The sequence below is a fragment of the Cellulosimicrobium sp. NPDC057862 genome, from assembly GCF_042797035.1.
Lineage (GTDB): Bacteria > Actinomycetota > Actinomycetes > Actinomycetales > Cellulomonadaceae > Cellulosimicrobium.
The window spans coordinates 519,820-546,780 of the sequence record NZ_JBHVMH010000001.1 but is presented as its reverse complement, the minus strand read 5'-3'; the positions used below and the strand labels follow the sequence as shown (position 1 = coordinate 546,780).

General features: G+C 73.6%; 20 protein-coding genes. 9 read left to right on the top strand and 11 right to left on the bottom strand.

From position 1 onward, the window contains the following. Positions 1-144: 144 nt before the first annotated feature. Positions 145-999, bottom strand: a complete 855-nt coding sequence (locus ACFVN3_RS02285; RefSeq protein WP_378230129.1) for a DUF4397 domain-containing protein — start codon at positions 997-999, stop codon at positions 145-147. Between the two features lie 268 nt (positions 1,000-1,267). On the opposite strand from ACFVN3_RS02285, the gene ACFVN3_RS02280 reads away from it, so the two are divergent. Further along, complete coding sequence (locus ACFVN3_RS02280; RefSeq protein ID WP_378230127.1) at positions 1,268-6,400, top strand: glycoside hydrolase domain-containing protein; 5,133 nt, start codon at positions 1,268-1,270, stop codon at positions 6,398-6,400. 57 nt (positions 6,401-6,457) lie between these two features. Here the strand turns inward: ACFVN3_RS02280 and ACFVN3_RS02275 are convergent, their stop codons facing one another. From ACFVN3_RS02275 to ACFVN3_RS02260, 4 genes are all read right to left on the bottom strand, one after another. Next, complete coding sequence (locus tag ACFVN3_RS02275; RefSeq protein ID WP_378230125.1) at positions 6,458-7,108, bottom strand: fasciclin domain-containing protein; 651 nt, start codon at positions 7,106-7,108, stop codon at positions 6,458-6,460. Between the two features lie 125 nt (positions 7,109-7,233). After that, complete coding sequence (locus ACFVN3_RS02270; RefSeq protein ID WP_378230123.1) at positions 7,234-8,910, bottom strand: ATP-dependent DNA ligase; 1,677 nt, start codon at positions 8,908-8,910, stop codon at positions 7,234-7,236. Between the two features lie 176 nt (positions 8,911-9,086). Beyond that, positions 9,087-10,106, bottom strand: coding sequence for a cation diffusion facilitator family transporter (locus ACFVN3_RS02265; protein ID WP_378230121.1), 1,020 nt, complete (start codon positions 10,104-10,106; stop codon positions 9,087-9,089). After that, positions 10,103-10,519 carry an ArsR/SmtB family transcription factor gene (locus tag ACFVN3_RS02260; RefSeq protein ID WP_378230118.1) on the bottom strand — a complete coding sequence of 139 codons (417 nt, stop codon included), beginning with the start codon at positions 10,517-10,519 and terminating at the stop codon, positions 10,103-10,105. Before ACFVN3_RS02260 ends, ACFVN3_RS02265 begins: the two co-directional genes overlap by 4 nt. Before the next feature lie 188 nt (positions 10,520-10,707). Between ACFVN3_RS02260 and ACFVN3_RS02255 the strand changes: the two genes are divergently transcribed. From ACFVN3_RS02255 to ACFVN3_RS02235, 5 genes are all read left to right on the top strand, one after another. Beyond that, positions 10,708-11,043 (top strand): helix-turn-helix transcriptional regulator, encoded by a 336-nt coding sequence (locus ACFVN3_RS02255; RefSeq protein WP_047230949.1) that lies wholly within the window; start codon positions 10,708-10,710, stop codon positions 11,041-11,043. Further along, entirely contained in the window at positions 11,040-11,768 is a 729-nt protein-coding gene (locus tag ACFVN3_RS02250) for a cation diffusion facilitator family transporter (RefSeq protein WP_378230321.1), read from the top strand. The genes ACFVN3_RS02255 and ACFVN3_RS02250 overlap by 4 nt, the downstream gene beginning before the upstream one ends. Before the next feature lie 37 nt (positions 11,769-11,805). Then, a complete protein-coding gene (locus ACFVN3_RS02245) occupies positions 11,806-12,990 on the top strand; it encodes an SLC13 family permease (RefSeq protein ID WP_378230116.1) in 1,185 nt (394 codons plus the stop codon). Positions 12,991-13,336: 346 nt separating this feature from the next. Next, positions 13,337-15,046, top strand: a complete 1,710-nt coding sequence (locus ACFVN3_RS02240; protein ID WP_378230114.1) for a DUF5979 domain-containing protein — start codon at positions 13,337-13,339, stop codon at positions 15,044-15,046. A gap of 197 nt (positions 15,047-15,243) precedes the next feature. After that, complete coding sequence (locus ACFVN3_RS02235) at positions 15,244-15,909, top strand: hypothetical protein (RefSeq protein ID WP_378230112.1); 666 nt, start codon at positions 15,244-15,246, stop codon at positions 15,907-15,909. Between the two features lie 126 nt (positions 15,910-16,035). Here ACFVN3_RS02235 and dapA read toward each other — a convergent pair whose 3' ends face one another. Continuing rightward, a complete protein-coding gene (gene dapA, locus ACFVN3_RS02230) occupies positions 16,036-16,926 on the bottom strand; it encodes a 4-hydroxy-tetrahydrodipicolinate synthase (protein WP_378230110.1) in 891 nt (296 codons plus the stop codon). A 72-nt stretch (positions 16,927-16,998) separates the two neighbouring features. Here dapA and ACFVN3_RS02225 point away from each other — a divergent pair, with 72 nt between their 5' ends. Then, positions 16,999-17,889, top strand: coding sequence for a LysR family transcriptional regulator (locus ACFVN3_RS02225; RefSeq protein ID WP_378230108.1), 891 nt, complete (start codon positions 16,999-17,001; stop codon positions 17,887-17,889). 52 nt (positions 17,890-17,941) lie between these two features. Here the strand turns inward: ACFVN3_RS02225 and ACFVN3_RS02220 are convergent, their stop codons facing one another. Continuing rightward, positions 17,942-18,283: a YciI family protein gene (locus ACFVN3_RS02220; RefSeq protein ID WP_378230106.1), complete on the bottom strand. Its 342-nt coding sequence runs from the start codon at positions 18,281-18,283 to the stop codon at positions 17,942-17,944. Positions 18,284-18,670: 387 nt separating this feature from the next. On the opposite strand from ACFVN3_RS02220, the gene ACFVN3_RS02215 reads away from it, so the two are divergent. Next, positions 18,671-22,063 carry a CARDB domain-containing protein gene (locus tag ACFVN3_RS02215; protein ID WP_378230104.1) on the top strand — a complete coding sequence of 1,131 codons (3,393 nt, stop codon included), beginning with the start codon at positions 18,671-18,673 and terminating at the stop codon, positions 22,061-22,063. A 198-nt stretch (positions 22,064-22,261) separates the two neighbouring features. Here ACFVN3_RS02215 and ACFVN3_RS02210 read toward each other — a convergent pair whose 3' ends face one another. Beyond that, the gene (locus tag ACFVN3_RS02210; RefSeq protein ID WP_378230102.1) at positions 22,262-23,518 is read right to left on the bottom strand and encodes a CynX/NimT family MFS transporter; all 1,257 of its coding nucleotides are present in this window, start codon (positions 23,516-23,518) and stop codon (positions 22,262-22,264) included. 42 nt (positions 23,519-23,560) lie between these two features. Here ACFVN3_RS02210 and ACFVN3_RS02205 point away from each other — a divergent pair, with 42 nt between their 5' ends. Beyond that, positions 23,561-24,241 (top strand): FadR/GntR family transcriptional regulator, encoded by a 681-nt coding sequence (locus ACFVN3_RS02205; RefSeq protein WP_264029069.1) that lies wholly within the window; start codon positions 23,561-23,563, stop codon positions 24,239-24,241. Positions 24,242-24,268: 27 nt separating this feature from the next. Here ACFVN3_RS02205 and ACFVN3_RS02200 read toward each other — a convergent pair whose 3' ends face one another. From ACFVN3_RS02200 to ACFVN3_RS02190, 3 genes are all read right to left on the bottom strand, one after another. Then, positions 24,269-24,706, bottom strand: coding sequence for a VOC family protein (locus ACFVN3_RS02200; RefSeq protein ID WP_378230100.1), 438 nt, complete (start codon positions 24,704-24,706; stop codon positions 24,269-24,271). A 9-nt stretch (positions 24,707-24,715) separates the two neighbouring features. Next, positions 24,716-25,984, bottom strand: coding sequence for an MFS transporter (locus ACFVN3_RS02195; RefSeq protein ID WP_378230098.1), 1,269 nt, complete (start codon positions 25,982-25,984; stop codon positions 24,716-24,718). A 65-nt stretch (positions 25,985-26,049) separates the two neighbouring features. Then, on the bottom strand, positions 26,050-26,913 hold the full coding sequence (locus ACFVN3_RS02190) for an SDR family NAD(P)-dependent oxidoreductase (protein ID WP_378230096.1): 864 nt from the start codon (positions 26,911-26,913) through the stop codon (positions 26,050-26,052). Positions 26,914-26,961: the final 48 nt, after the last annotated feature.

Below are 26,961 nucleotides of genomic sequence, written 5' to 3'. Positions count from 1 at the left end.
CGTGCCGGCCGGCAGGTCGAGCACGGCCTCCTTCGGGTTCTCCAGCCCGGTGACGACCGCGGTGCCGCCCGCGAGCACGTCGACCGGGGTTCGTGCGCTGCGTCATGCGTCCCGGTCGCTCCGGACGGGGTGCGTGGTGTGCGCTTACTGCTCGCGCCACGCGCGCGCGAGCATGACGACCGACGCGACGAGCAGCAGCCCGAACAGGGACGCGCCGAACGCGATCGCGACGCCCGTGGCGGTGCTGCTCGGGGCCTCGGCCGCGAGGCCGGAGAGGCCCGCGGGCACGCCGGACGGTGACGAGTGCAGCCCCTCGACCGTCTGCGTGGCGAGCGCGAGGTTGCCCGCCTCGAGGCTGCCCCACGCGTAGGCGATCGTGTTGACGCCCTCGGCGACCGTGAGGTCGGCCGGCCCGAGCACCGGGTCGGTCGTGCCCGCGGCGGCGATCGACGCCGACACCGTGCCGGCCGGCAGGTCGAGCACGGCCTCCTTCGGGTTCTCCAGCCCGGTGACGACCGCGGTGCCGCCCGCGAGCACGTCGACCGCGGGCGCCGCCGCGACGTGGCGCACGGTCAGGCGGCCCTGGCCGGCCGCCGTCGGCTCGGTCGAGTTGGTGAAGAGGGTCGCGGTCGGCTCGCCACCCGCGTCGAGGTGCGCGACGGCCGTGTAGCTCGTCCCGGCCGCGAGCTCGAGGTCGACCGGGCCGATGACCGGCGAGCTCGTGTCGGTCGCGTCCGGCGCGGTGATCGCGACGCTGTACGACCCGGCCGGGAGGTCGAGCGGGCCGGCGAGGTCGCCCGGCTGGAAGTCGTCGAGAGTGAGCTCGTCGTCGACCCAGACGTCGACGGGGGTGTCGGGCACGCCGTGCAGGACGGACAGGGAGGCGCCGTCGGCGGTGGCGGCGTGGGCGGGGAGCGCGAGGGCCCCGATCCCGGCGAAGGTGGTGACGAGGGTCGCTGCGCCCGCGAGCGCGGCGCTGCGTCGTGCGGTGCGGTGCATGGTGTCCTCCGGTTCTCGGCCCGGTCGGTGCCGGGCGCTCGGGCTGCTGACACCCCCTCTTCCGGTGCGGAGGCCCGCGCGGATGCAGCGTCTCGACACGAGTTCCCGGAGGGCCGCAGAGTGCCGGCAGACCGGTGTCGGGGCAGGGAACCGCGCCCGTCGGGCAGGTGAACTTCGCGGACGGGGTCTTGAGGAGGCCCGGTCCGCCACGTACCGTGGGCGCGGCGAGGCGGAGCAGCCTCGGCACGACCCCCCAAGGAGAGCTTTCGTGGCCAGAACATCTGCCGCGCGTCTTGACAGCGCTGTCGGACGACGCGGGGCCAGCCCGACGTCCGACCCCCACCCCCGACGAGGCCGCCGCAGCCGGCTCGGCGGAGCCCTCGCCGGGGCTCTCGCCGCCGCGCTCGCCGTCGGCGTCCTGCCGCCAGCCGCGGCCGTCGCGGCCCCCGCGGCGAACGCCGCCGAGAGCGACCTCGCGTCGCTCGTCGACGTGTTCGTCGGCACGGAGGGCGACTACGGCAACGACATGCCGGCGGCGCAGGCGCCCAACGGTCTGGCCAAGGTGAACCCGCGCACGACGCCGGGCCGCAACAACACCGGCTACGACTACGCGCAGTCGAAGATCTCGGGCTTCACGCACACCAACCTCGACGGGGTGGGGGGCTCCGGCGGCGGTGGTGACATCCTCGTGGTCCCGACGTCGGGGTCGTACACGGCTCGGCCCAGCACGGGCACGTACGCGCACCCGTTCTCGCACGACGACGAGCAGGCCGGCCCGGGGTTCTACTCCGTGGGCCTCGGCAACGTCGCCGGCAAGGACGGCACCATCGCGGCCGCGCCGGGCACGATCGAGGCCGAGGTCGCCGCGACCACGCGCTCGGGCGTGCACCGCTACGCGTTCCCCGAGGGCTCGACGCCGAGCCTCGTCGTCGACCTCGAGACGAACAACACGAGCCGCCGGTCGTCCTCGGTGGAGGTCGAGACGCGCGCGGACGGCACCGTGGAGCTGTCCGGGCAGGTCACGGGCTACTTCTACAACGCCGCGTACACGCTGTACTACACCGCGCGCACCCTCCAGCCCGCGACGGTGCAGACCTGGGGCGACGACGACAAGCTCGTCGACGCGACGGCCCAGGACGGCGTCGACACCGGCGCGATCCTCACGTTCGACCCGGCCGACGCGGGGGACGTCGGCCTGCAGGTCACGCTGTCGCCGGTGAGCGTCGAGCAGGCGCGGGTCGACCAGCAGGTCGAGCTCGGCGAGCTCTCGTTCGACGCGATCCGGGACCGCACGCGGGCCGAGTGGAACGCGACGCTCGGGCGGGTCGCGATCGACGCCTCGACGGCGACGGACCCGACGGGCGATCTCCAGAAGCTCTTCTACACGCACCTGTACCGCATGTTCGCGATGCCGATGAACGCGACGAGCACGTCGGGCACGTACCGCGGCGTCGACGGCGCGGTGCACGCCGCGCAGGGCTTCACGTACTACGACTCTTGGGCCACGTGGGACGACTTCCGCAAGTTCTCCGTCATCGCGTACATCGACCCGGCGCTGTACCGCGACATGGTGCAGTCGCTCGTCTACCTGTTCGCGGACGCCGAGGCGACCGGCACGGGCAGCGGCCTCGGCGGGTTCGTGCACTCGGTCCCGACCGTCCGCTGGGAGCGGTCGTCCGTCGTGGTCGCGGACGCGATCGCCAAGGGCTTCGACGGGTTCGACCGCCTCGACGAGGCGTACCCGGCGCTGAAGCGCCTCGTGGGGCAGTACAGCGCGGACGAGCTCCAGCGCGGCTACGTGGCGGGCAACCCCGGTGCGTCCGTCCAGCGCGGCTACGACCAGTACGGCCTGTCCGTGATCGCGGACGAGCTCGGCATGACGGACGAGGCACAGACGATGCGTGAGCAGGCGTCGTGGCCGATCGAGAAGCTCACCAAGCCCGGTGCGTGGACCGCGGCGGACGGCACGCAGGTCGGCCTCCTCACCCCGCGGGCCGCCGACGGCTCGTGGCAGACCGCCGACTACGCGAAGTTCGAGGCCGCGAGCCTCTACCAGGGCACGCTCTGGCAGTACCACTGGTACGACGCGTACGACATGGACGCGCTCGTCGAGGCGATGGGCGGCACCGAGGCGGCGCGGCTCGCGATGCGCCACATGTTCGGCGAGCACGCACCGGACGACGGCAAGGCCATGCTCCACTCGAACGCCAACGAGATCGACCTCCAGGCGCCGTACCTCTTCAACTACACGGGCGAGCCGAGCCTCACCCAGAAGTGGACGCGCGCGATCTACACGAAGGAGACCTGGAACCGGTACATCGCGACCGGCTCCTCCAGCGCGGTCCCGAGCGGCGGCGGCGAGTTCACGCCCCCGGTGAAGACGAAGGTCTACCAGCTCGACCCGCGCGGCATGCTCCCCACGATGGACAACGACGCGGGCACGATGTCGACGATGTTCGTCGCCGCGGCCGTCGGGCTGTTCCCGGTGACCGCCGGGTCCTCCGAGTTCCAGATCGGGTCGCCGTTCTTCGACGCCACGACCATCACCTACGACGACGGCAGCGCCTTCACCGTCACGGCCGACGGCGTCTCCGAGGACGCGTTCTACGTCCAGTCCGCGACGCTCGACGGCGCGCCGTTCGGTAACACGTGGGTCGACTACCAGACCGTGATCGGGGGCGCGGACCTCGCGTTCCGCATGGGCGAGCAGCCGAGCGACTGGGGCACGGACACCGAGCCCGCGTTCTCGATGAGCACCGCCACCGACGAGCCCGCCGAGGGGCCGCGCGTCAGCGCCGACCCCACGACCGTGCAGACCGGCGACGGCGGCGCGCTCGACGCGACCGTGACGCTCACGCTCGACGGCGCGCGGTTCGCCGCGTCCGCCGGAACGGACCTCGTCGCGAGCGGGGCGGCGAGCGTCGTCGGGCTGCCCGACGGCGTCACGGCGGCCGTGACGGTCGCGTCGCCGACCGCGCTCACCGTCTCGCTGACGGGAACGGCGTCCGCCGACGCGCGCTTCTACGTCCACCTGGGCGACGGCGCGCTCGCCGACGGCGTCGCGGCGTCGTCGCTGCGCGGCCAGGGCGTCTCGGTGCTCTCCCCGCTGCGGCTGTCCGTGGCGTCCGCCGAGCGCGACGCGCTCGCCGGGCTCGTCGACGACGCGGTGCTCGTGCGCCACGGGAACTACTCCTCGGTGACGTTCGACCGGTTCTCCACCGCGCTGACCCAGGCGCAGGAGGCGCTCTCGGACGAGGCCGCGACGAGCATCGCGCTGCGGTTCGCGGCCGATCGGCTCGGCGCGGCGATCGACGCGCTCGACCTCACGGGCGGCGGCTACCGCACGCTCGAGGCCGAGCAGTCCGAGGCGTGGTCGGGCGGGGAGCTGAAGAACGAGGCGAACAGCTCGTCCGGCAACCTCGGTGGCGTGCGCTCCGGGTCGTGGGTGCAGTACCGCGACATGACCTTCGAGACCGCCGCCGGGAACACCACCCCGCCGCGCTTCCTCACGGTCCGGTACGACACGAGCTTCGCCCCGACGGACACGCCGAGCACCGTGCGCGTGCACGCGGGCGACGTGAGCGGCCCCGTGGTCGCGACCGTCGACCTCAAGGGCACGAGCGGCTGGGGCAAGTACGCCGAGGTGACGGCGGAGCTCGGCGACGTGCAGGCGCTCGTCGACGCGAAGGCCGTCACGTTCGAGCTGCTCGCTCCGTCGGGCCGGAGCTGGGTCGGCAACTTCGACTGGTTCCGGTTCAGCGCCGAGGACCCGGCGACCCCGGGCCAGCCGGGCGAGTCCCCGACGGTGACCGTCCAGGCCGAGGACTGGACCGCGAACTCCGGTCGCGGGCTCAAGAAGGAGTCCTCGACGTGGACGAGCGGGCCGGTGACGAACGTCGGCGGCACCGCGGACGGCGACTGGATCGCGTACGGCGAGGTCGACCTCGGTGAGCTCCCGCTCGGCGAGCTGTCGGTCCACTACGTGCACAACTCCAACCGCTCTGGGAACAACTCGGCGCTGTCGGTGTACCTCGACGCGTTCGACCCGGCGAACCCGGGCGAGCCGTTCGTCACCGTGCCGCTGCCGACGACGGGGCCCAACTGGACCGCGGACGGGACGGCGACCGTGGTCCTGCCGGAGACGGTGCAGGGGACGCACGAGGTCTTCGTGCGCCTGTCGACCGAGGCCTACGCCGACCACCCGTTCGTCGCGAACCTCGACAGCCTGACGTTCGCTCCGGGCGGTCCGACGTCGGTCGTCGTCGAGTCCGAGGCCTGGACGTCGAACTCCGGCCGCGGTCTCAAGAACGAGTCCTCGACGTGGACGAGCGGGCCGGTGACGAACGTCGGCGGCACCGCGGACGGCGACTGGCTCGCGTACGGCGAGATCGACCTCGGCTCCGCCGCGCTCGACCAGCTCTCCGTGCACTACGTGCACAACTCCAACCGGTCCGGGCGGAACTCGGCGCTGTCGGTGTACCTCGACGCGTTCGACCCGGCGAACCCGGGCGAGCCGTTCGTCACCGTCCCGCTGGCGAACACCGGGTCGAGCTGGACCACGGACGGGACCGCCGTCGTCGACCTGCCGAGCACGGTGCGCGGCAAGCACCAGGTGTGGGTGCGCCTGTCGACCGAGGCGTACGCCGACCACCCGTACGTCGCGAACCTCGACAGCATGCGGTTCTTCACCGACGCGTACGACGTCGAGGCGCCGACGACCGACACCGCCGCGCTCGCCGCGACGGTCGAGGACGCCGAGGCGTTCGAGGCGGAGATCGAGCGGTACGGCCGGATCGACGCGGGAGTCTTCTCGCGCGAGCTCGCGGCTGCGCGCACGCTGCTCGGCACCGACGGCGCCACCCAGGCGCAGGTCGACGAGCGGGCGCGCCGTCTCGGGCTGGCGACCGACCAGCTCGTGCCCGCCGAGCGCCGTCGTCTCGAGAACCTCGTGACGAGCGCGGAGGCCCTGACCGACGAGGGGTACAGCCCCGAGTCGTGGCAGGCGTTCCGCACGGCGCTCGCCGCGGCGACCGAGACGCGGGACGACGCCGCGGCGTCCGACGCGGCGCTGCGCGACGCACGCCTCGCGCTCCAGGGAGCGATCGACGCCCTGGAGGAGCCGGCCGACGTCGAGCTCGTCGAGGTCACGCTCACCCCGCGCTGCCTCGCCGGCAAGCCCTACGTGGCGGTCCGCGCGGACAACGTCTCGGGTGGAGTTGTGGACGTCGAGATCGCCTCGGCGCTCGGGGCGAAGACGTTCGCGGCCGTCGCGCCGGGGGCGAACGCCTACCAGTCGTTCGCGGCCCGCGGCGTGACCGGTGACCTCGTGGTCACCGTGACCGCCACCGGGGCGGACGGCGAGCAGACGGTCGAGCAGACGGTCACCGTGCCGACCTGCTGACCGCTCCGACGCGCACCTGGAGCCCGGCCCCGCGGGGCCGGGCTCCAGGTGCGTGGGTCAGATGTTCTGGGGCCGCAGCACGGCACTGATGCCGTGGGCGATCTGGACGTTGCCCTTGTTCAGGTCCAGCCTGCTCGTGACGAGGAACGGGTCGAGGTCGTTGCGGTCCTGGTCGACGAGGCGGACCAGACCCAGGCGCTTGCTGAGCACGTCGACCCGGAACGTCGCGCCCTGGGCCGTCGTGAGGACGGCGTCGTCGGACCGCAGCGCGGTGCGCGCGTCGATCGTCGCGCCGGGGACCACGTGGTACAGCAGCACCTGCTCGATCGTGTCGATGCCGACGGTGCTGGCGAGCGTCGTGAGCACGCGCTCCTCGGTGGGCTGCCACCGGTGGGTCAGGTCGAAGGCCAGGAGCTGGAACGCCCGGTCGTTCGGGAGGAACGCGGTGAGCGGCACCGTGCCGTCGGCGAGCACCGCCACGGGGCTGGAGGGCTTGGCCGCCAGCACGGCGGCGACCGCCTGGTCGACGAGGTCGAAGTCGTACCAGTTGCGGTCGAACCTGTCCCCGTCGGCCGCGAGCACGCTGGCCAGGCTCGTGGTCCCCGTGGGCGTCGTCGTGGGAGCCGGTGCGGCGGTCGCGGGTGCGGCCGCGGCGGCGAGGGCGAGGATCGCCGCTCCTGCCGCGGTGAGCGTGCGTCGGAGGTTCATCGTCGAGTCCCTTCGTCGTGCACGGGACGGCGGATTCGCCGTCGGACGCCGGACGGTGTCCACCCCTCCTTCCGGTGCCCGGCCGCGCGCGGATGCACCCGCACGCCGAGAACCCGGGGCTCGCGCTACGCACCACCTCCCTGGCGTGCGAGTGCCCGGACCGTGTCGATCGTGTCGGCCTCGGCGGCGGTCTTGTCGTCGCGGTAGCGCAGCACGCGCGCGAACCGGAGCGCGAGGCCGCCGGGGTAGCGGGTGGAGCGCTGGAGCCCGTCGAACGCGATCTCGACGACCTGCTCGGGGCGCACGTGCACGACGTACCCGTCGTCGGAGGTCTCCAGCTCGCGGAAGCGCCGGGTCTGCCACTCCAGCATCTCGTCCGTCATCCCCTTGAACGTCTTGCCGAGCATGACGAACCCGCCGTCGGGGTCGCGCGCACCGAGCCAGATGTTCGACAGCCACCCGCGTCGGCGGCCCGACCCCTGCTCGACCGCCAGGACGACGAGGTCGAGCGTGTGCCGCGGCTTGACCTTGACCCAGCCGGCGCCGCGCCGCCCGGCCGCGTAGGGCGTGTCGAGCGACTTCACGACGACGCCCTCCTGGCCCTCGGCCACGGCGCCCTCGAAGAACGCGGTCGCGGCGGTGGGGTCGTCGGTGACGAGGCGCCGCACGGCGTGCGTCCCGGCAGCGTCGGCGAGAAGGTCGTCGAGCACCGCGAGCCGGTCGCGCAGCGGCTCGTCGAGCAGGTCGCGCCCGTCGACGTGCAGCACGTCGAAGAAGAACGGCGACAGCTCGAGCGACGCCGCGAGCTCGGCCTCCTCGGCGGCGCTGCGCTCGCCCTGGGTCGCGGAGCGGGCGGCGGTCTCCTGGAACGGGCGCGGGACGCCGTCGGGCCCGACGACGAGCGCCTCGCCGTCGAGCACGAGCGCCCGCGCGGTCAGGGCGCGCGCCGCGGTGACGATCTCCGGAACGCGCTCCGTGATGTCGTCGAGCGAGCGCGTGAACACGCGCACGTCGTCGCCGTCTCGGTGCACCTGGATGCGGATCCCGTCGAGCTTCACGTCCACGGCCACGGCGGTGCCCGACGACGGCGCCCCGGCGTCGTCCTTGTCCTCCCCGGGGATGGTGGCGCCGAGCTTCTCGAGCGCTGCGCCGACGTCGGGCGCCGACTGCGCGAGCATCGGCCGGACGGGGCGGCCGACCGTGAGCCGGAACGCCGCCAGGGCGTCGGTCGCGGCCTCGGGGCTCCCGGCCGTGAGCGCGGCGCGCGCGACCGGTCCCGTGGCTCCCGCGAGCATGACTGCGCGGCGCACCGCGTCGGCTGGGACGCCGGTTGCCTCGGCGACGGCGTCGACCACCACGGAGTCGAGCGCGCCCTGCCGCAGCTCGCCCGAGACGAGTCCCGCGAGGAGCGACTGCTCGCGCTCCGTCGCGGCGCCGAACAGCGCGGCGGCCTCGGCCTGGCGGGCCGTCGCCGAGCCCGGGCCGGAGAGGTCGGCCATGCGCGCGAACGCGGCGTCGACGGCCGTCAGCGTGAGGGTCGGCTCCTCGGCCGGGGTGGGCAGGTCGCGCAGGGAACGCCACCCGAGACCCGTGCGGCGCTGGCGCAGCTCGCCCGCGAGGTACGCGACGGCGATCTCGACCTCGTCGCGGGCGTCCACGTCGTCGGTGTCGTCAGCCACGCCGGCCGGGCCGGCGTCGTCGGCGACGCGGCGCAGCAGGTCCGCGATGGCCGCGCGCTTGGCGAGGCGCGAGCGCGTGGCGGCGACGGCGTCGGACGTGGCGGCGACCTCGGCGAGCAGCATGCTCCATCCTCACGCCGACCACCCACGCCCGCCCGCGCTCCCTCCGGTGCCGAACCCGGGCTCTCTCCCCACGGTCGAGGTCGCGTGGGGAGCGACCCCGGGTTCGCCGACCCGGGAGAGCCCGGCGCCCAGGGTGCCCCAGGTTCGGCAGCGGGGAGCCGTGGCGGGGCGGCCGGTCAGCGGGCGGGTGCCACCGCGACGTCGACCGTCCCGACCGACGGCAGTGCGCGGCGCAGCGCCCTGTCGGCCGCGGCCGTGACCTGGTCGGCGGCGGCGACCGGCGTCTCGGGCGGCATGAGGACGCGCGCCTGGACGGCCAGGCGGTGTCCCGACCAGCGCAAGCGGACGTCGTCCACGCCCTCCAGCCCGTCCACGCCGTCGAGCGCGTGGCGCGCGCGGTCCGTGAGCTCCGGGTCGACGCCGTCGAGGAGCCGGCGCCCGACGTCGCGCGCGGTGCCCCACAGGAGCACGAGGATCGCGCCGGTGATGAGCAGCCCGACGAGCGGGTCCGCGAGGGGGAGTCCCGCGAGGACGCCGAGCGCACCGAGCACGACCGCGAGGGACGTGAAGCCGTCGGTGCGCGCGTGCACGCCGTCCGCGACGAGCGCGGCGGAGCCGATGCGGCGCCCCACGCGGATGCGGTACACGGCGACGGCCTCGTTGCCCGCGAAGCCGACGATGCCCGCCGCGATCACCCAACCGAGGTTGTCCACAGGCTGGGGATCCGCGAGGCGCCGCACCGACTCGACGCCCGCCACGACCGCCGAGAGCGCGATCATCGCGACGATGAACAGCCCCGCGAGGTCCTCGGCCCGGCCGTAGCCGTGGGTGTACCGGCGCGTCGCGGCACGACGGCCGAGCACGAACGCGAACCACAGCGGCACGGCCGTGAGCGCGTCGGAGAGGTTGTGCACGGTGTCCGCGAGCAGGGCCACGGACCCGCTGATCGCGACGATGCCGAGCTGCGCGAGCGCCGTCGCGCCGAGCACGACGAGGGACACCTTGACCGCCCGGATGCCCTGGCCGCTCGCGACGAGCTCGTCGTCGATGGAGTCGGCCGCGTCGTGCGAGTGCGGCACGAACACCTCGTGCAGCCAGCCGCGCAGCCCGGTCGGGTGACGATGGTCGTGGTCGTGGTCGTGGTCGTGGTCGTGGTCGTGGTCGTGGTCGACGGCGGCCGGGCGGGTCGTGCTCACCGCCGTACCTCGGCGTCCGCGGCGGCCCCAGGGGCGGGGGAGGACCCGTCGAGCGCGGCGTGCGCGCCGTCGGCGTGGTGCGCGGGATGGTCGTCGACGGCGTGCTGCGCCTGGAAGACGGCCTGGGTCACGAGAGTGCGCGCGTGCTCGTCGACGAGCGAGTAGAAGACGCGGTTGCCCTCCTGGCGGGCGCGGACGATGCGGCCCCACCGCAGCTTGGCGAGGTGCTGCGACACCGCCGTCGGGGACTTGCCGACGATCTCCGCGAGCGCGTTGACCGGCAGCTCGGTGTCGCGCAGGGCGAGGACGATCCGGACCCGCGTCGCGTCCGCGAGCAGCGAGAACACCTCCGCCGCGAGCTCGACGTACTGGCTGTCCACCCCGAACGTGCAAGCCTTCGTATCTTCACGCATACGCAGATACTAACGAAACGCGCCGTGCCATGGTGCCGAACCCGGGGTTGTGGCTCATCTCCGCCGCGAACCCGGCCATAGACCTGGGTTCGGCGACCTGACGGGCGACAACCCCGGGTTCGGCGGGTCCCGCGCTGCGCGTCGATACACCATTTTATGAATACATGTTTTCCTGTACTGTCGAGCGCATGGTCGAGACGGTCACGCTCACCCACACCGCGGCGCTCGCGCGGCTGGGGCACGCCCTGTCGGACGAGACGCGCACGCGCGTCCTGCTCGCGCTGCGGGAGGCACCCGCCTACCCGTCCGACCTCGCCGACGCGCTCGGCGTCTCGCGTCAGGTCATGTCGAACCAGCTCGCGTGCCTGCGCGGGTGCGGGCTCGTCGAGGCGATCCCCGACGGCCGTCGCACCTGGTACCGCCTCGCCGACCCCCACCTCGCTCCTGCTCTCGACGACCTGCTGCGGCTCGTCGTCCAGGTCGACCCCACGTGCTGCGGCCCCGACGGGTGCACGTGCTCATGACGTCGGTCTCGATCGGCCCCACACCTGCCGCACTGTCCGCCGCGCGTCGTGCGGTCCTCGAGCGGAGAGTCCGGTGGGTCGTCGCGGCGACGATCGCGTGGAACGTCGTCGAGGCGGCCGTCGCGATCACCGCGGGCCGCGTCGCGTCGTCGGCCGCGCTCGTCGGGTTCGGGCTCGACTCGCTCGTCGAGGTGCTGTCCGCCGCCGCGGTGGCCTGGCAGTTCGCCGCGCCCGACCCGCACCGGCGCGAGCGGGTCGCGCTGCGCCTCATCGCGGTGTCGTTCTTCGGCCTCGCCGTCTTCGTCTCCGTGGACGCGGTCCGGTCGCTGCTCGGCGCCGCGGAGCCCGAGCACTCCGCCGTGGCCATCTGGCTCGCCGCCGTGAGCCTCGCCGTCATGCCGTTCCTGTCGTGGTTCGAGCGCCGCACGGGCCGCGAGCTCGGGTCGGCGTCCGCCGTCGCGGACTCCAAGCAGACGCTCCTGTGCACCTACCTGTCCGCGGTGCTGCTCGTCGGGCTCGTGCTCAACGCGACCCTCGGGTGGTCCTGGGCGGACCCGGTCGCCGCGCTCGTCATCGCTGGCGTCGCCGTCAAGGAGGGCGTCGAGGCCTGGCGCGGGGACGCGTGCTGCGCTCCCGTCGCGGCGCTCGTCAGCGAGCGCGAGGCAGACAACTGCGCCGACGGGTGCTGCGCGCCCCGGGACAACGGGCCGCCGTCGCGCCCCTGAGCGCTCGTGGTCGTGCCCCGGGCCCTACGATCGCGACGTGAACGCCTCGGGAGCACCGGCGCGCCGCCGTGTGCCGCTGTGGCTCGTCGCGGCGGTGGTGGTCGTCGTGCTGCCCGCGACGGGGCTGCTCCCGGCTGCCGACGCGCGCGACCTGCTCGCGCGCACCGGGCCCGTGCTGATCTTCCTCCTCGCCATCACCGTGGTCGCGGAGCTGTGCGCGGGCGCGGGCCTGTTCGACGCCGTCGCGGCCCGCGCGGCGCGGCTCGCCCGGGGCAGGCGGATCGCCCTGTGGGGGCTCGTCGTCGTCCTCGCGACGGCGAGCACCGTCGTGCTCTCGCTCGACACGACGGCGGTGCTCGTCACGCCGGTCGTGCTCGCCCTCGCGCGCCGCACGGGCACGCGGCCCCTGCCGCTCGCGCTCACGGTCCTCGCGCTCGCCAACACGGCGTCACTGCTCCTGCCGGTCTCGAACCTCACGAACCTGCTCGCGTCGCACCGGTTCGGCTCCGGGTACGTCGGGGTGATGTGGGCCCCGGCGCTCGCGGTCCTGGCCGTGACCGTCGTCGTGCTGCTGGTGCTGCACGGCCGCGACCTGCGCGGGCGCTTCACCCTCGCGGGCGCCGGCCCGACGCCGCCCGACCGGTTGCTCCTGCGCGTCACCGCGGCGGTCGTCGCGCTCCTCGCGGTCGCGTTCGCGTTCGAGCTGCCCGTCGCGCCGACGGCGCTCGCGGGCGCCGCGGTGCTCTCGCTCGCGACGTGGTGGCGGCGCGTGCGGCCCCTCGTGCCGGTGCGGGAGATGCTGCCGTGGCGGTCCGTTCTCGTCGTGGCGGCGCTCTTCGTGCTCGTGGAGACCTGGCACGCGCACGGGCTCGGCGACCTCCTCGCCGCCGTCGCGGGCACGGGCGACGGGCCGGGTGACCTCGCGCAGCTCGCCGCGACCGGCGTCGTCGCCGCCAACCTGGTGAACAACCTGCCCGCGTTCCTCGCGCTGCTGCCCGCGGCGGGGGAGAGCGTCGACCGGCTCGCGACGCTCCTCGTCGCGGTGAACGCCGGGCCCCTGATCACGCCGTGGGCGTCGCTCGCGACCGTGCTGTGGTGGCAGCAGTACCGCCGTCACGCGTTCGAGCACGGACCTCCGCCCACGTGGCACGTGGTCCGCCAAGGTCTCGTGCTCGCACCCCTCGCCGTCGCGGCAGGGGTCGCGGTCGTCGCGCTCGGCTAGCTGTCGACGGCGTTCGACTGCCACTGCACCGCACCCGGTGCCGCGCGCACTTCTTGCCGCCTGTCACGTCCCGTACATCTGATGCGGCAGTCCTCGGCGCGGTCGCGCCTGGGAGTTCGCACCAGGCCGTGCAGCGGCGTCGTCCCGATTCGTGGCGCGCCAGCGATGGCGATTCGTGACGCCTGGGGGCACCCTGGGGACGTCGGAACGGCTCGCACGGGGGAAACAGATGCTGGTACGAGGCACGAGAACGTCCGGGACCACGGTGCTGCGCTGGTCCGCCTGCCTGTTCGCGCTCGCGTTGCTGGCGATGATGATCGTGGTGCGGTCACCGGAGGCGAGGGCCATGCCGAACCCGGACGGTGGGGCGGCCGGGCCACGGGGAATCTTCACCGAGCTCTCCATCACTGCGCTGGGCGCCGGCCAGGCCGTCGCCGGCTTCACCGCCCCCGACGGGTTCGATCCCCTGGCCGGCTACCCGGCGGGAGTCCCGGCCGGCTCGACGGCGAACGACGCGTCGTTCGCCGGGACGATCCAGGTCACGGACACGGTGTCGGGCCAGACGGCGTTGACGTACTGCATCGACCTGCTCACCGACACCGAGGTGGGCGTCAACTACGAGCTCGGCACCTGGGACGAGGCGAACGTGCCGAACCTCGGGTACATCGGCTACATCCTCGACAACTACTACCCGGTCACGGGCGAACCCGCGGCCGCGCCCTCGGCGAACGCCCGGGCGGCCGCGGTCCAGGCAGCGATCTGGTTCTTCTCGGACGACTACGTCCTTGCGACGGGCGATGCCGTGCGCCCGTACGTCGCGCAGATCGTCGCCGACGCGATCGCGAACGGCCCCGCCCCCGAGCCCACGCCGCCGACGCTCGAGGTGACACCGGAGCTGCTCGCCGCACCGCAGACGGGCGAGATCGTCGGCCCGTTCACCGTCGAGGCCGACGGACCGGCCACCATCCGGTCCTTCGCGGTCGAGGTGTTCACCGACCCCGACGGGACGAACCTCCTCGCCGACGGCGCCACCGTCGAACCAGGCGCCACCCTGTGGGCGCGCGTCGCGTCGCCGACCGGCCCGCACGGCTTCGTGCTCGAGAGACAAGTGACCGTCCTCGAGAGCACCGTGTACCTGTACGACGGGACGAACGTCGGACGGGACGCCGCGCAGAAGCTCATCCTCGCCCAGGAGAGCGAGCTGACCCGGCGTGCCGGGGCGCTCCTCGAGCCGTTCGCCGCCGGTTCGCTCGAGGTGACGAAGGTCGTCACCGGGGACGGTGCGGGCCTGCAGTCCGACGTTGTCGTCGACGTCGTGTGCACGTCCCCGAACGGGGAGGACAGCGTCGAGCACACCCTCACGGTCCCCGCGGGTGCCGTGGCCGGGGAGCACCCGCAGACCATCGGGGGGCTGCCGGCGGAGTGGTCGTGCGTCGTCACCGAGACCGACGACGGTGACAACGGCAGCGTCGTCGTCACGAGCACGAGCACCGTGCCCGAGTCGGTGCTCATCAGCAACGGCGACACCGTCGAGGTCACGGTGACCAACACCTACGACGTCGCGACCGGGGCGCTCCGCATCACCAAGGCCGTCACGGGGCCCGCAGCAGGGACGCAGGGCCCCATCACGCTCGTGCTGACCTGCGACGACCCGGAAGGGGCCTTCGACCAGCAGGTCGAGCTCCCGGCCGGTCTCGCGGACGGCGACCACGTCGCCCTCGAGGTCGAGGACATCCCGGCCGGGACGACGTGCACCGTGGAGGAGACCGCCACGGGCGCGACCCAGAGCACGCTCCTGACGCAGACCACCGTGACCCCCGAGAGCGTGACGATCGCCGAGGACGAGACCGCCGAGGTCGTCGTGGCCAACGCCTACGACATCGCGCCGACCCCAGAACCCACCCCGACCCCGATGCCGACCGCATCGGGTGGCGCGGACTCCGGACCGGGCGGCCTCGCGTCCACCGGCGCGGACGCGGCATCATTCCTCGTGCTCGCGTTCCTGCTCGCCCTCGGTGGCACTGCCACCGTCGTCCTCATGCGTCGCAAGGCGTAGCCCTCCGGCACGGGTTCCGAGCCTGACCGACCGCTCTGGCCAGAGCGAGCGCCGCACCGAAGACGTCCGTCGCGGCGAGCGCGGCGCCCGAGTGGATCGCTGCAGACTGGTGCATGGGCCCGGCACCCGACGACGTGGCGCAGTTCCCTCCCTCGGGTCGACCCGCTCGTCGCCTGACCCGTCGGTAGCCTCAGGCCATGCCCTTCGTGCTCATGCGACCGTCGTCGCGTCCGCTCGTCGACGCGGCACGAGCCGGCCAGGGATCGCCGGCGCGTGCCGACGGCGCCGCGGCCGAGCTGCGTGCCGACTACGAGCGATGGGGGCGGTGGTGGTGCGGACTGGGCGCCTTCGTCGGCACATCGGTGGGGGTCTTCCTGGGCGGGGCGGCGATGGACATGATCGTCGCGCTCGCGCCGGACCCGGTCGGCCTGATGCTCGGTGTCGTTCTCGGCGTGGCGGGACTCGGTCTCGTGGTCGTGTGCGGCGTCGTGCTGTTCCGGTTGTGGCGCACCGGACGTGCCCTGGTCCGAGGTGCGGCCTGGTGGCTTCGTCTGCCCTACCGGGCCGCCGGGCGTACGCGCCGAGCGTCGGGGTGGCTCGAGGCCCGCACGGTGAACTTCGAGCCGCCGGTGTTCGCGCGGATCGCCACGTCGGCTCTCGCCCTCCTGGGCGGGGTGATGGGTGTCTCGATGGCCTTCGCGCCGACGGGGATCTGGGACATGCCCGCCCTCGCCACGGCCTTCGTCGCAGCAGGGCTGCTCTCGCTGGCGTGCGGCTGTGGCCAGCTCGGCGGGGTCGTGCGCCTCGTGTCGGGGATCGGCGAGCGTGACCCGCTGTGGGCCCGCCTCCGCGGCGATGGGTGAACGACCCCCTGCCACCGTTCCCGGCAGGACGGCTGACCCTCGCTCCCGCACGACGGCGGCGCCGTACCTCGGGCGGGTACGGCGCCGTCGTCGTGCAGAGGGACGCTCGGCGGGCCGTCGGTCCCGTCACCGCGGGGAAGCCGACAGAGCGTCACGGCACGCGAGGGCCGCTGACACGGCGGCGGGGGTCGCCGGGAGCAGCGGGAGCCGCACGCGCGGGCTGGCGATGCGGCCCTCGGCGGCGAGGACGGCCTTGATCACGGCGGGGTTGGGTTCGGCGAAGAGGGTGCGCGCGAGCGGGACCAGCGCGTCGTGCACCGCCAGGGCGCGGTCCGCCGGCCCGTGCCTCCACGCGCTGACCAGCTCCGCGTAGGCGCGCGGGGAGACGTTGGCGCTCGCCGTGATCGCGCCGCGGGCGCCGAGGGAGATCAGCGGGCCGATGTACAGGTCGTCGCCGGCCAGCACGGACACGTCCGGTCGGAGGGTGCTCAGAAACGCGACCGTGGTGTCGTCGATCGAGCCCACCGTGTGCTTGAACCCGGCCACGCCGGGCAGGTCGGCGAGCCGGTGGAGCGTGTCCGTCGTCAGCCCGAGGCCCGTCCGGTACGGGACGTTGTAGACGACCAGCGGGACGGGGGACGCCGCGGCGAGGCGCCGGAAGTGCTCGACGACGCCCTCCTGGGTGGGGCGTGTGTACGACGGGACGGCGGCGAGCGCCGCCGTCGCCCCGGGGTCGAGGTCGGCGATCAGGTCGACCGACGCGGCGGTGCTGCTCGTCCCCGTGCCGACGACGAGCTGCCGGTCGCGTCCCGCGCAGACCGCGGCGCAGACGTCGACGACCTGGCGCGCCTCGGCGCGGGTCAGCGTCGCTGGCTCACCGGTCGTGCCCAGCGCGACGACGCCGGCCGCGCCGTCGTCGAGGACCGCTGCGGCGAGCGTCGCGAGCGCGTCGAGATCGAGGCGGTCGTCGTCGGTGAACGGCGTGACGAGGGGGACGTAAAGGCCGGAGAGCTCCATGGCCGCAACTCTCGAGTCGTGGCGACCGTCGGGTCCAGTTCAGGTTCGTGCTGCATGCCGTAAGTTCTCCTTATGCTCGACGTCCGCAGGCTCCGGCTGCTCCGCGAGCTCTCGCACCGCGGGACCATCGCGGCCGTGGCGGAGGCGCTCACCTACACGCCCTCGGCCGTGTCGCAGCAGCTCTCCGCGCTCGAGCGCGACGCCGGGGTGCCGCTCCTCGAGCGGTCGGGTCGCCGGGTCCGGCTCACCGCGGCCGCGGAGACGCTCGTCGCGCACACGGAGAGGATCTTGGAGATCCTCCGAGAGGCGGACGCCGACCTCGCGTCGGCGGCCACCACGGTCGGCGGGACGCTGCGCATCGGCGTCTTCCCGACGGCCGTGCCGACCCTTCTCACGCCCGCCGCCGTGCGCCTGAGCACGGACCACCCGGGTCTCGGCATCCAGGTCTCCGAGCTCGACCCCGCCTCGATGCCCGACGCGCTGCGGAGCGACGTGGTCGACGTCGCGCTGGTCCAGGAGTACGACCACGTCCCGCTCACCGTCGGGATCGGCCTCGACGTGGAGCCCTTGATGGAGGAGACCGTCCACCTGGCCGCCCGGGACTCCGGGGCGCTCGCCGACCGTCGCGAGGCGACCTGGATCGCCGGCACACCCGGCACCCTGTGCCACGTCCTGACCGTCCGGGCCTGCGAGGCCGCGGGCTATACGCCGAAGATCCGCCACCACGCCGACGACTTCGGCGCCGTCCTCGCGCTGGTCGCGGCCGGGCAGGGCGTCGCCCTCGTCCCGGACCTCGCGACCGGGAACGCGCCCGGCGACGTGGTCCTCACCCCGCTCGCGGTCCGGCGCAGGACGTCGCTCGCCTACCGCCGCGGGTCTCGGACGCACCCGGGGGTCGCCGCCGCGCGTCAGGCGCTGCGCTCCGCGGTGGAGGCGGCGGACCTCTCGCCCCGCCCCTCGTAGCGACACCGGGCGCGTCGACACCCTCCCGACCACACGGCCGCCGCTCCCGGCCTCAGCTCTCCGGGTCGTCCTGAAACACCCGGACCTCCTGCGCGCACCGGCACGCGACGGCGATCTTCGCCGCCCACACGAGGGCCTCCTGGCGGGACGGCACCTCCAGCACGGTGTAGCCGCCCTCGAGCCGGGCCGTCTGCGGGTAGGTGCCCTCGGTGACGGTGCCGTCACCGGCGACCAGGACGGGCGGGACGCTCTCGTCGATCCCGCCGCCGAACACCCAGACCCCGGCCTCCTTGGCCTCGCGCACGACCGCGTGCGCCGCGGCCGCGGCCGCCGCGAGGCCGCCGGGACCGAGGTCCATCTCGCCGCTGGGGAACGAGATCAGGTACTTCGCCATCGCGCGTCTCCTTCGTCTCCGGGGGATCCCGGTCCATCGTCACGCCAGACACCCGCGCCACGCCCACCCTTGACGCCCCGGATGTCCGTCTCGTAACGTCCGTACTGCACGACGCAAGAAGTTGACAGAAGCCCAGCACAAAGCAGTGCACACGCTGCAACTCTCGAATTCCGCCACGGGTCCGACCGGTGACCATCCCTGACGGGTCGTTCGTGGCACTCCCGGCTGACCGGTCTCGACCTCGGGTCGATCCCGGTCACGACCCTGAACCAGACCTGACCCGACCCACCCGTGACGGTGGCGCGGCACCAGCACGGTCGCGCGCGCCGTCGGGCACCGTTGCCCGCGGGTGGACGAGCCCGCCCCGGCGGGAGAACGAGGACGTTCATGAGAACCCCCTGGAAGCACACGGTCGTGGCGGGCGCCGCGCTCGCGCTCGTCGCGCCGCTCGGCGTCGTCGCCGCGGCGCACGCCGCGGACGCCACCAACCTGGCGCTCGGCAAGCCGATCGCCGCGTCGTCGGTGACGCAGAACTACGTCGCGGGCAACGCGAACGACGGGAACGCGAGCTCCTACTGGGAGGGCGCGGGCAGTCAGTACCCGTCGCACCTGACCGTCGACCTCGGGGCGGAGGCCGACGTCGACCGCGTCGTCGTCACGCTGCCCCCGCCCTCCGTGTGGTCGTCACGCACGCAGACGTTCAGCGTGCTCGGCCGCTCCGACGGCGAGTCGTCGTTCCGGACGCTCAAGGCGTCGGCGGCGTACGGGTTCGACCCCGCGAGCGGCAACAAGGTCGAGATCCCCCTCGACGCCGAGGTCGACGAGGTGCGCCTCGCCTTCACCGCCAACACGGGCGCGGGCAACGGCCAGGTGTCCGAGCTCCAGGTGTGGGGCACACCCACGGGCGGCACCGACCCGACGGACCCGACCGGGCCGACGGACCCGACCGGCACCAACTACGCGAAGAGCCGTCCCGCCACGGCGTCGTCGACGGAGTGGCAGTTCGTCGCCGGCAACGCGGTCGACGGCAGCGCGACCACCTACTGGGAGGGCGCGGGCGGGCAGTACCCGTCGACGCTCGACGTCGCGCTCGCCGCGCCCACGCAGCTCAGCAGCGTGCGCGTCCGGCTCAACCCCGACGCCGCGTGGGGCCCGCGCACGCAGACCTTCTCCGTGTGGGGCCGCACCGGCACGGGCGCCTGGCAGGAGCTCAAGGCGTCCGCCGGGTATGCGTTCGCGCCGGGCAGCGGCAACCTCGTCGACGTCCCCGTGACCGGCACCGCCACCGACGTGCGCCTGCGCTTCACGGGCAACACCGGCGCGGGCAACGGCCAGGTCGCCGAGCTCGAGGTCTACGGCGCCCCGGCGCCGAACCCCAACCTCACCGTCACCGCGGTGACCGCGTCCCCGGCGTCGCCCACGGCGACGACCCCCGTGACGCTCACGGCGACGGTGAAGAACACGGGCGACCGCGCGTCGTCGGCCACCACGCTCGACGGGAGGCTCGGCGGTTCGACCGCGGGCTCTGCCGCGGTCGCCGCGCTCCAGCCCGGCGCGAGCGCGCAGGTCCAGGTCGCGGCGGGCACCCGGCCCGCGGGCGAGTACACGGTGGGTGCGGTCGTCGACCCGGCGAACACCGTCGTCGAGCAGAACGAGACCGACAACGCGTTCACGGCGACGGCGAAGCTCGTCGTGGGCGAGGCGCCCGGTCCGGACCTCGAGGTCGTCTCGGTGACGTCCAACCCGGCCAACCCGGCCGTCGGCACGGCCGTGACGTTCTCGGTGCAGGTGCGGAACCGCGGCAACCAGCCGGTCGCGGCCGGGTCGGTGACGCGCGTCGTCGCCGGGTCCACCACGCTCAACGGCACGACGCCGGCCGTCGCCGCGGGCGCGACCGTCACCGTCACGCCGAGCGGGACGTGGACCGCGACCAACGGCGGGGCCACCGTGACCGCGACGGCCGACGCGACGGGCGTCGTCGCCGAGACGAACGAGGGCAACAACACCGGCACGCTCGCCGTGACCGTCGGGCGCGGCGCCGCCGTCCCGTACACGACGTACGAGGCGGAGGACGGCCAGTACACGGGCACGCTGCTCCAGACCGACGCGCTGCGCACGTTCGGCCACACGAACTTCGCGACCGAGTCGTCGGGCCGTGAGTCCGTGCGCCTGACCAGCACGGGTCAGTACGTCCAGCTCACGTCCACCAATCCGACGAACTCGATCGTCGTGCGCAACTCGATCCCCGACGCCCCCGGCGGTGGCGGCCAGGAGAAGACGATCAGCCTCTACGCGGACGGCCAGTTCGTGCAGAAGCTGACGCTGTCGTCGAAGCACGCCTGGCTCTACGGCACGACCGACCAGCCCGAGGGCCTGGTCAACACGCCGGGCGGCGACGCGCGCCGGCTCTTCGACGAGTCGCACGCGCTGCTCGGCCGGTCCTTCCCCGCGGGCACGGTGTTCAAGCTCCAGCGCGACGCGGGCGACGACGCCGCGTTCTACGTCATCGACCTCGTCGAGCTCGAGCAGGTCGCCCCGCCGCTGGCCAAGCCCGCGCAGTGCACGTCGATCACCGAGTACGGCGCCGTGCCGAACGACGGGCTCGAGGACACCGCGGCCATCCAGGCCGCCGTCACCGCGAACCAGAACGGCGACATCGACTGCGTCTGGATCCCGGTAGGGCAGTGGCGCCAGGAGAAGAAGATCCTCACCGACGACCCGCTCAACCGCGGCATGCACAACCAGGTGGGCATCAGCGACGTGACGATCCGTGGCGCGGGCATGTGGCACTCGCAGCTCTACAGCCTCATCCCGCCGCACCTCGCCCCGGGCGTCATCAACCACCCGCACGAGGGCAACTTCGGGTTCGACGTCGACGACAACACCCAGATCTCCGACCTCGCGATCTTCGGCTCCGGCACGATCCGCGGCAACAACGGCCAGGAGGAGGGCGGAGTCGGGCTCAACGGCCGCTTCGGCAAGAACACGAAGATCACCAACGTGTGGATCGAGCACGCGAACGTCGGCGTGTGGGTCGGGCGCGACTACTCCAACATCCCGGAGCTGTGGAACCCGGGTGACGGGCTGGTCTTCTCCGGCATGCGGATCCGCAACACCTACGCGGACGGCATCAACTTCAGCAACGGGACGCGCAACTCGACGGTGGTGAACTCGACGTTCCGCAACACCGGCGACGACGCGCTCGCCGTCTGGGCCAACCCGTACGTCAAGGACCGGGCCGTCGACATCGGCCACTCCAACACGTTCCGCAACAACACCGTCCAGCTCCCGTGGCGTGCCAACGGCATCGCGATCTACGGCGGGTACGACAACTCGATCGAGAACAACCTCGTCTACGACACCATGAACTACCCCGGCATCATGCTGGCGACCGACCACGACCCCCTGCCGTTCTCGGGGACGACGCTCATCGCCAACAACGGCCTCTACCGCACCGGCGGGGCGTTCTGGAACGAGGACCAGGAGTTCGGCGCGATCACGATCTTCCCGCAGACGCACGACATCGTCGGCGTCACCATCCGCGACACGGACATCGTCGACTCCACGTACGACGGCATCCAGTTCAAGAACGGCGGCGGGAACATGCCGGACGTGAAGATCACGAACGTGCGGATCGACCAGTCCAACAACGGTTCCGGCATCCTCGCGATGGGCGGCGCCCGCGGCAACGCGATCCTGTCGAACGTGACCGTCACGAACTCGCGTGACGGCGACGTCGCGAAGGAGCCCGGCTCGCAGTTCGTCTTCACGGGCCAGTAACCGGGGCCGACCCGGACCACCCTCGCGGTGCCGAACACGACGTGGGGGTCGTCATCCGCCGGATGACGGCCCCCACGTCGTTCTGGAGGGCGGGGAACCTTGTGCTCGACGGCGGGCGGTCGGGTCTGGTCATCAGCCACGGTCACACCGGGGTCGCCACGTGCCGGTGATGTGGCGACCGGGCTCGCCGCGGCGAGATCAGCGCGGCGGCAGGCGGTCGGCGACGGGCTCCGGGGCCGGGGGCACGGTGTCCTCCACGAAGCGCGGGCGGCAGGCGAACCAGCCGCCGACCACCCCGGGGACGGCGGTCGCGGCGAGCACCAGGAGCGGGACGGACCACGACCCGGTCGCCTCGCGCAGCAGGCCCAGGCCGATCGGGCCGAAGCATGCGAGCGCGTACCCGAGGCCCTGGACGAAGCCCGAGACGGCCGACGCGGACTGCGGCGTCCGGGTCCGCCGGTTGATGAGGGTCATGCACAGGGGGAACGTGCTCACCCCGATGCCGAGCGCGCACATCCACAGCACGGTGCCGTCGAGCGGGGACAGGAGCAGGCCGAGGTACCCGGTCACGAGCACGACGGCGCACACGACGACCACGACGAACGGGTTCGCCAGGCGCGTCGCGAGGTGCGGGACGACCAGCGCGGCGACCATGCCCCAGGCGGAGTAGAGGGCGACCATGGTGCCGCCGAGCGCGGCGCTCCCGCCCGCGTCGGTGAGGACGGCCGGGACCCAGGTGATGATCCCGTAGTTCGACCACGAGATCGCCGCGAACAGGACGACGAGGCCCCACACGGTCGACGACCGGCCGATCCGCGGCCTCGCCCCGGACGCGGCGGCTGCCGAGGGCGCGTGGTGGTCGGCGGGCAGGCGGGTCGCCAGGACGAGCCAGACGACGGCGGCCAGCGCCGCGGGTCCCGCCCAGATCCCGACGGAGAACCGCCAGCTGGTCGCCTCGGCGACCGGGACGGCCAGCAGTGGGGCGACGAACTGACCGGTCTGCATGAGGATCAGGTAGAGCGACGTCCACAGGGCGATCCGGTCCGGGAACCACGCCTTGACCAGGGGGACGATCACGACGTTCGCCGCGCCGATCCCGGCGAGGGCCAGCACGGTCGACACCACCAGCCAGGTGGTCGACGGGGAGACGGCGCGCAGCACGAGCGACAGGGCCGTGAGGCCCAGCGCGACCGTGGCCGTGCGCTCGAGCCCGAACCTGCGCGTGACAACGGGGGCGAGGAAGCCGAAGAGGCCGAACGACACCGCGGGCACGGTGCCGAGCAGCCCGGCCACGGCCACGCCGTAGCCGAGGTCGGCGCCGATGGTCTCCAGGAGCGGGGTGAACCCCGTGACGGCCGTCCGGAGGTTGATCGCCGTGAGCGCGACGGCGAGGCCGGCCCACAGGGTGAGGCGGACTCGCCCTGCGGGGACGCAGGTGGGGGAGAGTGTGGCCATGAAAAGCTCCGCTGTGAGGTCGGCCGACGATAGGATCATGGGATGAATCCTGAGCAGTCTGACACGCGCGAGCCGCTGCGTCGAGTAGGACTCATCGACCAGGCGGCGGCACGGTTCCGTGACGAGGTGGTCTCCGGGCGCTGGCCGGTCGGCGAGCGCATCCCGACCGAGGTCGCCCTGGTGGCGGAGTTCGGCATCGGGCGGAACACGGTCCGCGAGGCGCTCCAGTCGCTGGTGCACGCCGGCTTGCTGCGCCGCGAGCAGGGGCGCGGCACGTTCGTCATCTCCCGCTCCGAGCTGACCGGCACCCTCGAGCGCCAGCTCGCCGGGGGGAGCCGCCGTCACTACCTGGAGCTGCGCCTCGCCCTCGACAGCACCGCGGCGTCGCTCGCCGCCGCGAGCCGCACGGACGCCGACGTCGTGCTGCTGCGCGAGCTGCGCGACCGGCGGGAGGAGACGTGGTCGACCGACGACCCCGACGCGCGCGCGAGCGCGGACCTCGACCTGCACCGCGCGATCGTGGAGGCGACGCACAACCCCCTGTACGTCACGCTGTATTCGAGCATGCTCGACGTGTTCGCCGTCCACATGCGCGACGAGGAGAACGAGGACGAGGACGCGGCGCACCGGCACCACCACGAGCTGGTCGAGGCGATCGCCGACGCGGACGCCGACCGTGCCGCCGCGGCGGTGGCCGCCATCATGGACCCGTTCCTGCGCTGAGCCGCGGCGCGGCAGCGGGGCTCGCGGTCAGTCCAGGCAGAACTCGTTGCCCTCGACGTCCAGCATGACGATGCACGACTCGTTCTCCTCGTCCGCGACCATGACGCGCACGCACGTCGCGCCCAGGGTGACGAGGCGGTCGCGCTCGGCCTCGAGCGTCGCGAGGCGCTCGGCCCCGACGAGCCCGGTGCCGACGCGCACGTCGAGGTGCACCCGGTTCTTCACGACCTTGCCCTCGGGGACCCGCTGGAAGTACAGGCGCGGACCCGCGCCGGTCGGGTCGCTGCACGCGAACCAGGTGTCGCGCTGCTCGGGCGCGAGCGCGGCGTTCGCGTCGTCCCACGTGGCGAAGCCGTCCGGGGGCGACGGCGGGACGTAGCCCAGCACCTCGCACCAGAACCGGGCGACGCGCTCCGGCCGCGCGCAGTCGAACGTGACCTGGACCTGCCTGACCGTCGTCGTCATCCCGTCACCCTAGGCGCGCGGGGGCTCCTGGTCGGAGGGCATTTCCGGCCGTGACGGATCCGTCACCGGTGCGTCCGTCACCGGCGTGGTCGGCGCCGGTGCGGTCGGCGTCGCAGGGAACGTGCGTCGCGCGACGAGGACCACGACGAGCGCGACGGCGACGATCCCCGCCCCGACGAACGGGACGACGTCGAGCCCGGAGCGCGCGAGGACGAGCGCGCCGAGCGCGGCGCCCCCGCCGATGCCGACGTTCGACGTCGCGTTGACGAGCGCGCCCGTGAGATCGGGTGACGCCCCGTGCGCGCGGATCGCCGCCGCCTGGAACACCGGCGCGACCGCGCCGAACCCCGCGCTCCACACCCCGATGGCGACGAGCACCCCGACGGTCCCGGGGAACGCCAGCCCCACGGCGAGCATGCCGGCCACGACCGCGACGAGCGTCACGACCGTCGTCCGGCGCGGCCGGTGGTCGAGGCGCGCGGCGGCGAACGCCGTCCCGACGAGCCCGAGCGCCCCGAGCACCAGGAGCGCCGGGCCGAGCGCCGTCTCCTTCAGGCCAGCCCCGAGGAGCAGGAGCGACACGAAGGTGTAGACGGTGTACTGGCCGAGGTAGGTGAGCGCGTTGGTGGTCGTGGCCACCGCGAGCGCGGAGCGCCGGCTCGCGCTCGACGCGTCCGACGGCGGAGCGCCGCCCCCGGGGACGGGCGGCAGCAGGAACGCGATGAGCACGGTGGCCAGCGCGCACGTGCCCGCGAGGACGCCGAACGCGGGACGCCAGCCGATCGCCGTCCCGAGCGTCGTCGTCAGCGGGACGCCGAGCACGAACCCGACCGCCGCGCCCGCGGTGACGAGCGAGAGCGCGCGCCCCGTGAGGTGCGGCAGCACGAGCCGCGACGCGTACCCGATGCTCACGGAGAAGAACACCGCGTGCGACGCGCCGCCCAGGGCCCGCGCCGCCGCGACGACGGCGAACGTCGGCGCGACGGCGACGAGCACGTTGCTCACCGTGTAGAGCCCGAGCGTCGTCAGGAGCAGGCCCTTGCGCGGGAGGCGCGCGGTGCCGAGCGTCAGCGGTACGGCGAGCGCCGCGACCATGACCGCGTACGCCGTGACGAGCAGCCCTGCGACGGATTCCGTGACGTCCAGGTCCGCGCTGAGCAGCGGCAGCAGCCCGACGGGCACGAGCTCGGTCGTGATGGCGACGAACGTCGCGAGGCCGAGGGCGACGATGCCGCCCATCGCCTCGCGGACCGTGCCGGGCCGGAAGGGGGCGGTCATGCGTCCGTCTCGGCCTGCAGGGGAGCGGGGTGGTCGAGGGCGACAGCGCGCAGCATGCTCCCACCCTAGGAGGACGGCGCCGCCGCGGGCTGGGCCACGGCCTGCTCGGCGGCGCGGCTGACGTGCTCCCACGCGGCCCAGGTCTCGAGGCGCTGGGCCGTGACGTGCTGCGCGACGTCGAAGACCATGCTGCCCAGGAGCAGGCGCAGCGGCGGGTCGTCGCTGTCGACGAGCGTGAGCATCGCCTCGGCGGCGAGCCGCGGGTCGCTGTCCACGGACCCGTCGGCCCACTGGCGCTCGAGCTCGGCGCGCAGGGGCGCGTACGGCTCGGCGGGGGTGGTCGAGGCCATGCTCGTGTACAGGTCGGTCCAGTAGCCGCCGGGCTGCACGACGGTGACCTTCACGCCGAACGACGCGGCCTCCGCCGCGAGGGCCTCGCTCATGCCCTCGAGCGCGAACTTGCTCGCGCTGTACAGCCCCGTGCTCGGGAAGCCGCCGAGCGCGGCGATGCTCGAGACCTGGAGCAGGTGCCCCGAGCCCTGCGCCCGCAGGTGCGGCAGCACCGCCTGGCTGACCCACAGGGCGCCGAAGAAGTTGACCTCGAGCTGGGCGCGGGCCTGGGCCTCGGTGAACTCCTCGACCATGCCCATGGACAGGGTGCCGGCGTTGTTCACGACGACGTCGAGGCGGCCGAAGCGGTCGACCGCGGTCGCCACCGCGGCGTCGACCGCGCTCTTGTCGGTGACGTCCAGGGCCAGCGCGAGGACGCGGTCGTGGTGCTGGGCGTCGAACGTGTCTGCGGCCGCGGTCCGCGCCGCGGCGACCACCCGGTCGCCGCGCTCGAGCGCGGCGACGGCGAGCGCGTGCCCCAGGCCGCGGCTCGCGCCGGTGATGAACCACGTGCGGGGAGAGGGGGAGGTGTGGCGCAAGGGATGCTCCTCTGATGAGACGAGACGTTGCGTCTCGTTGAGAAGTTG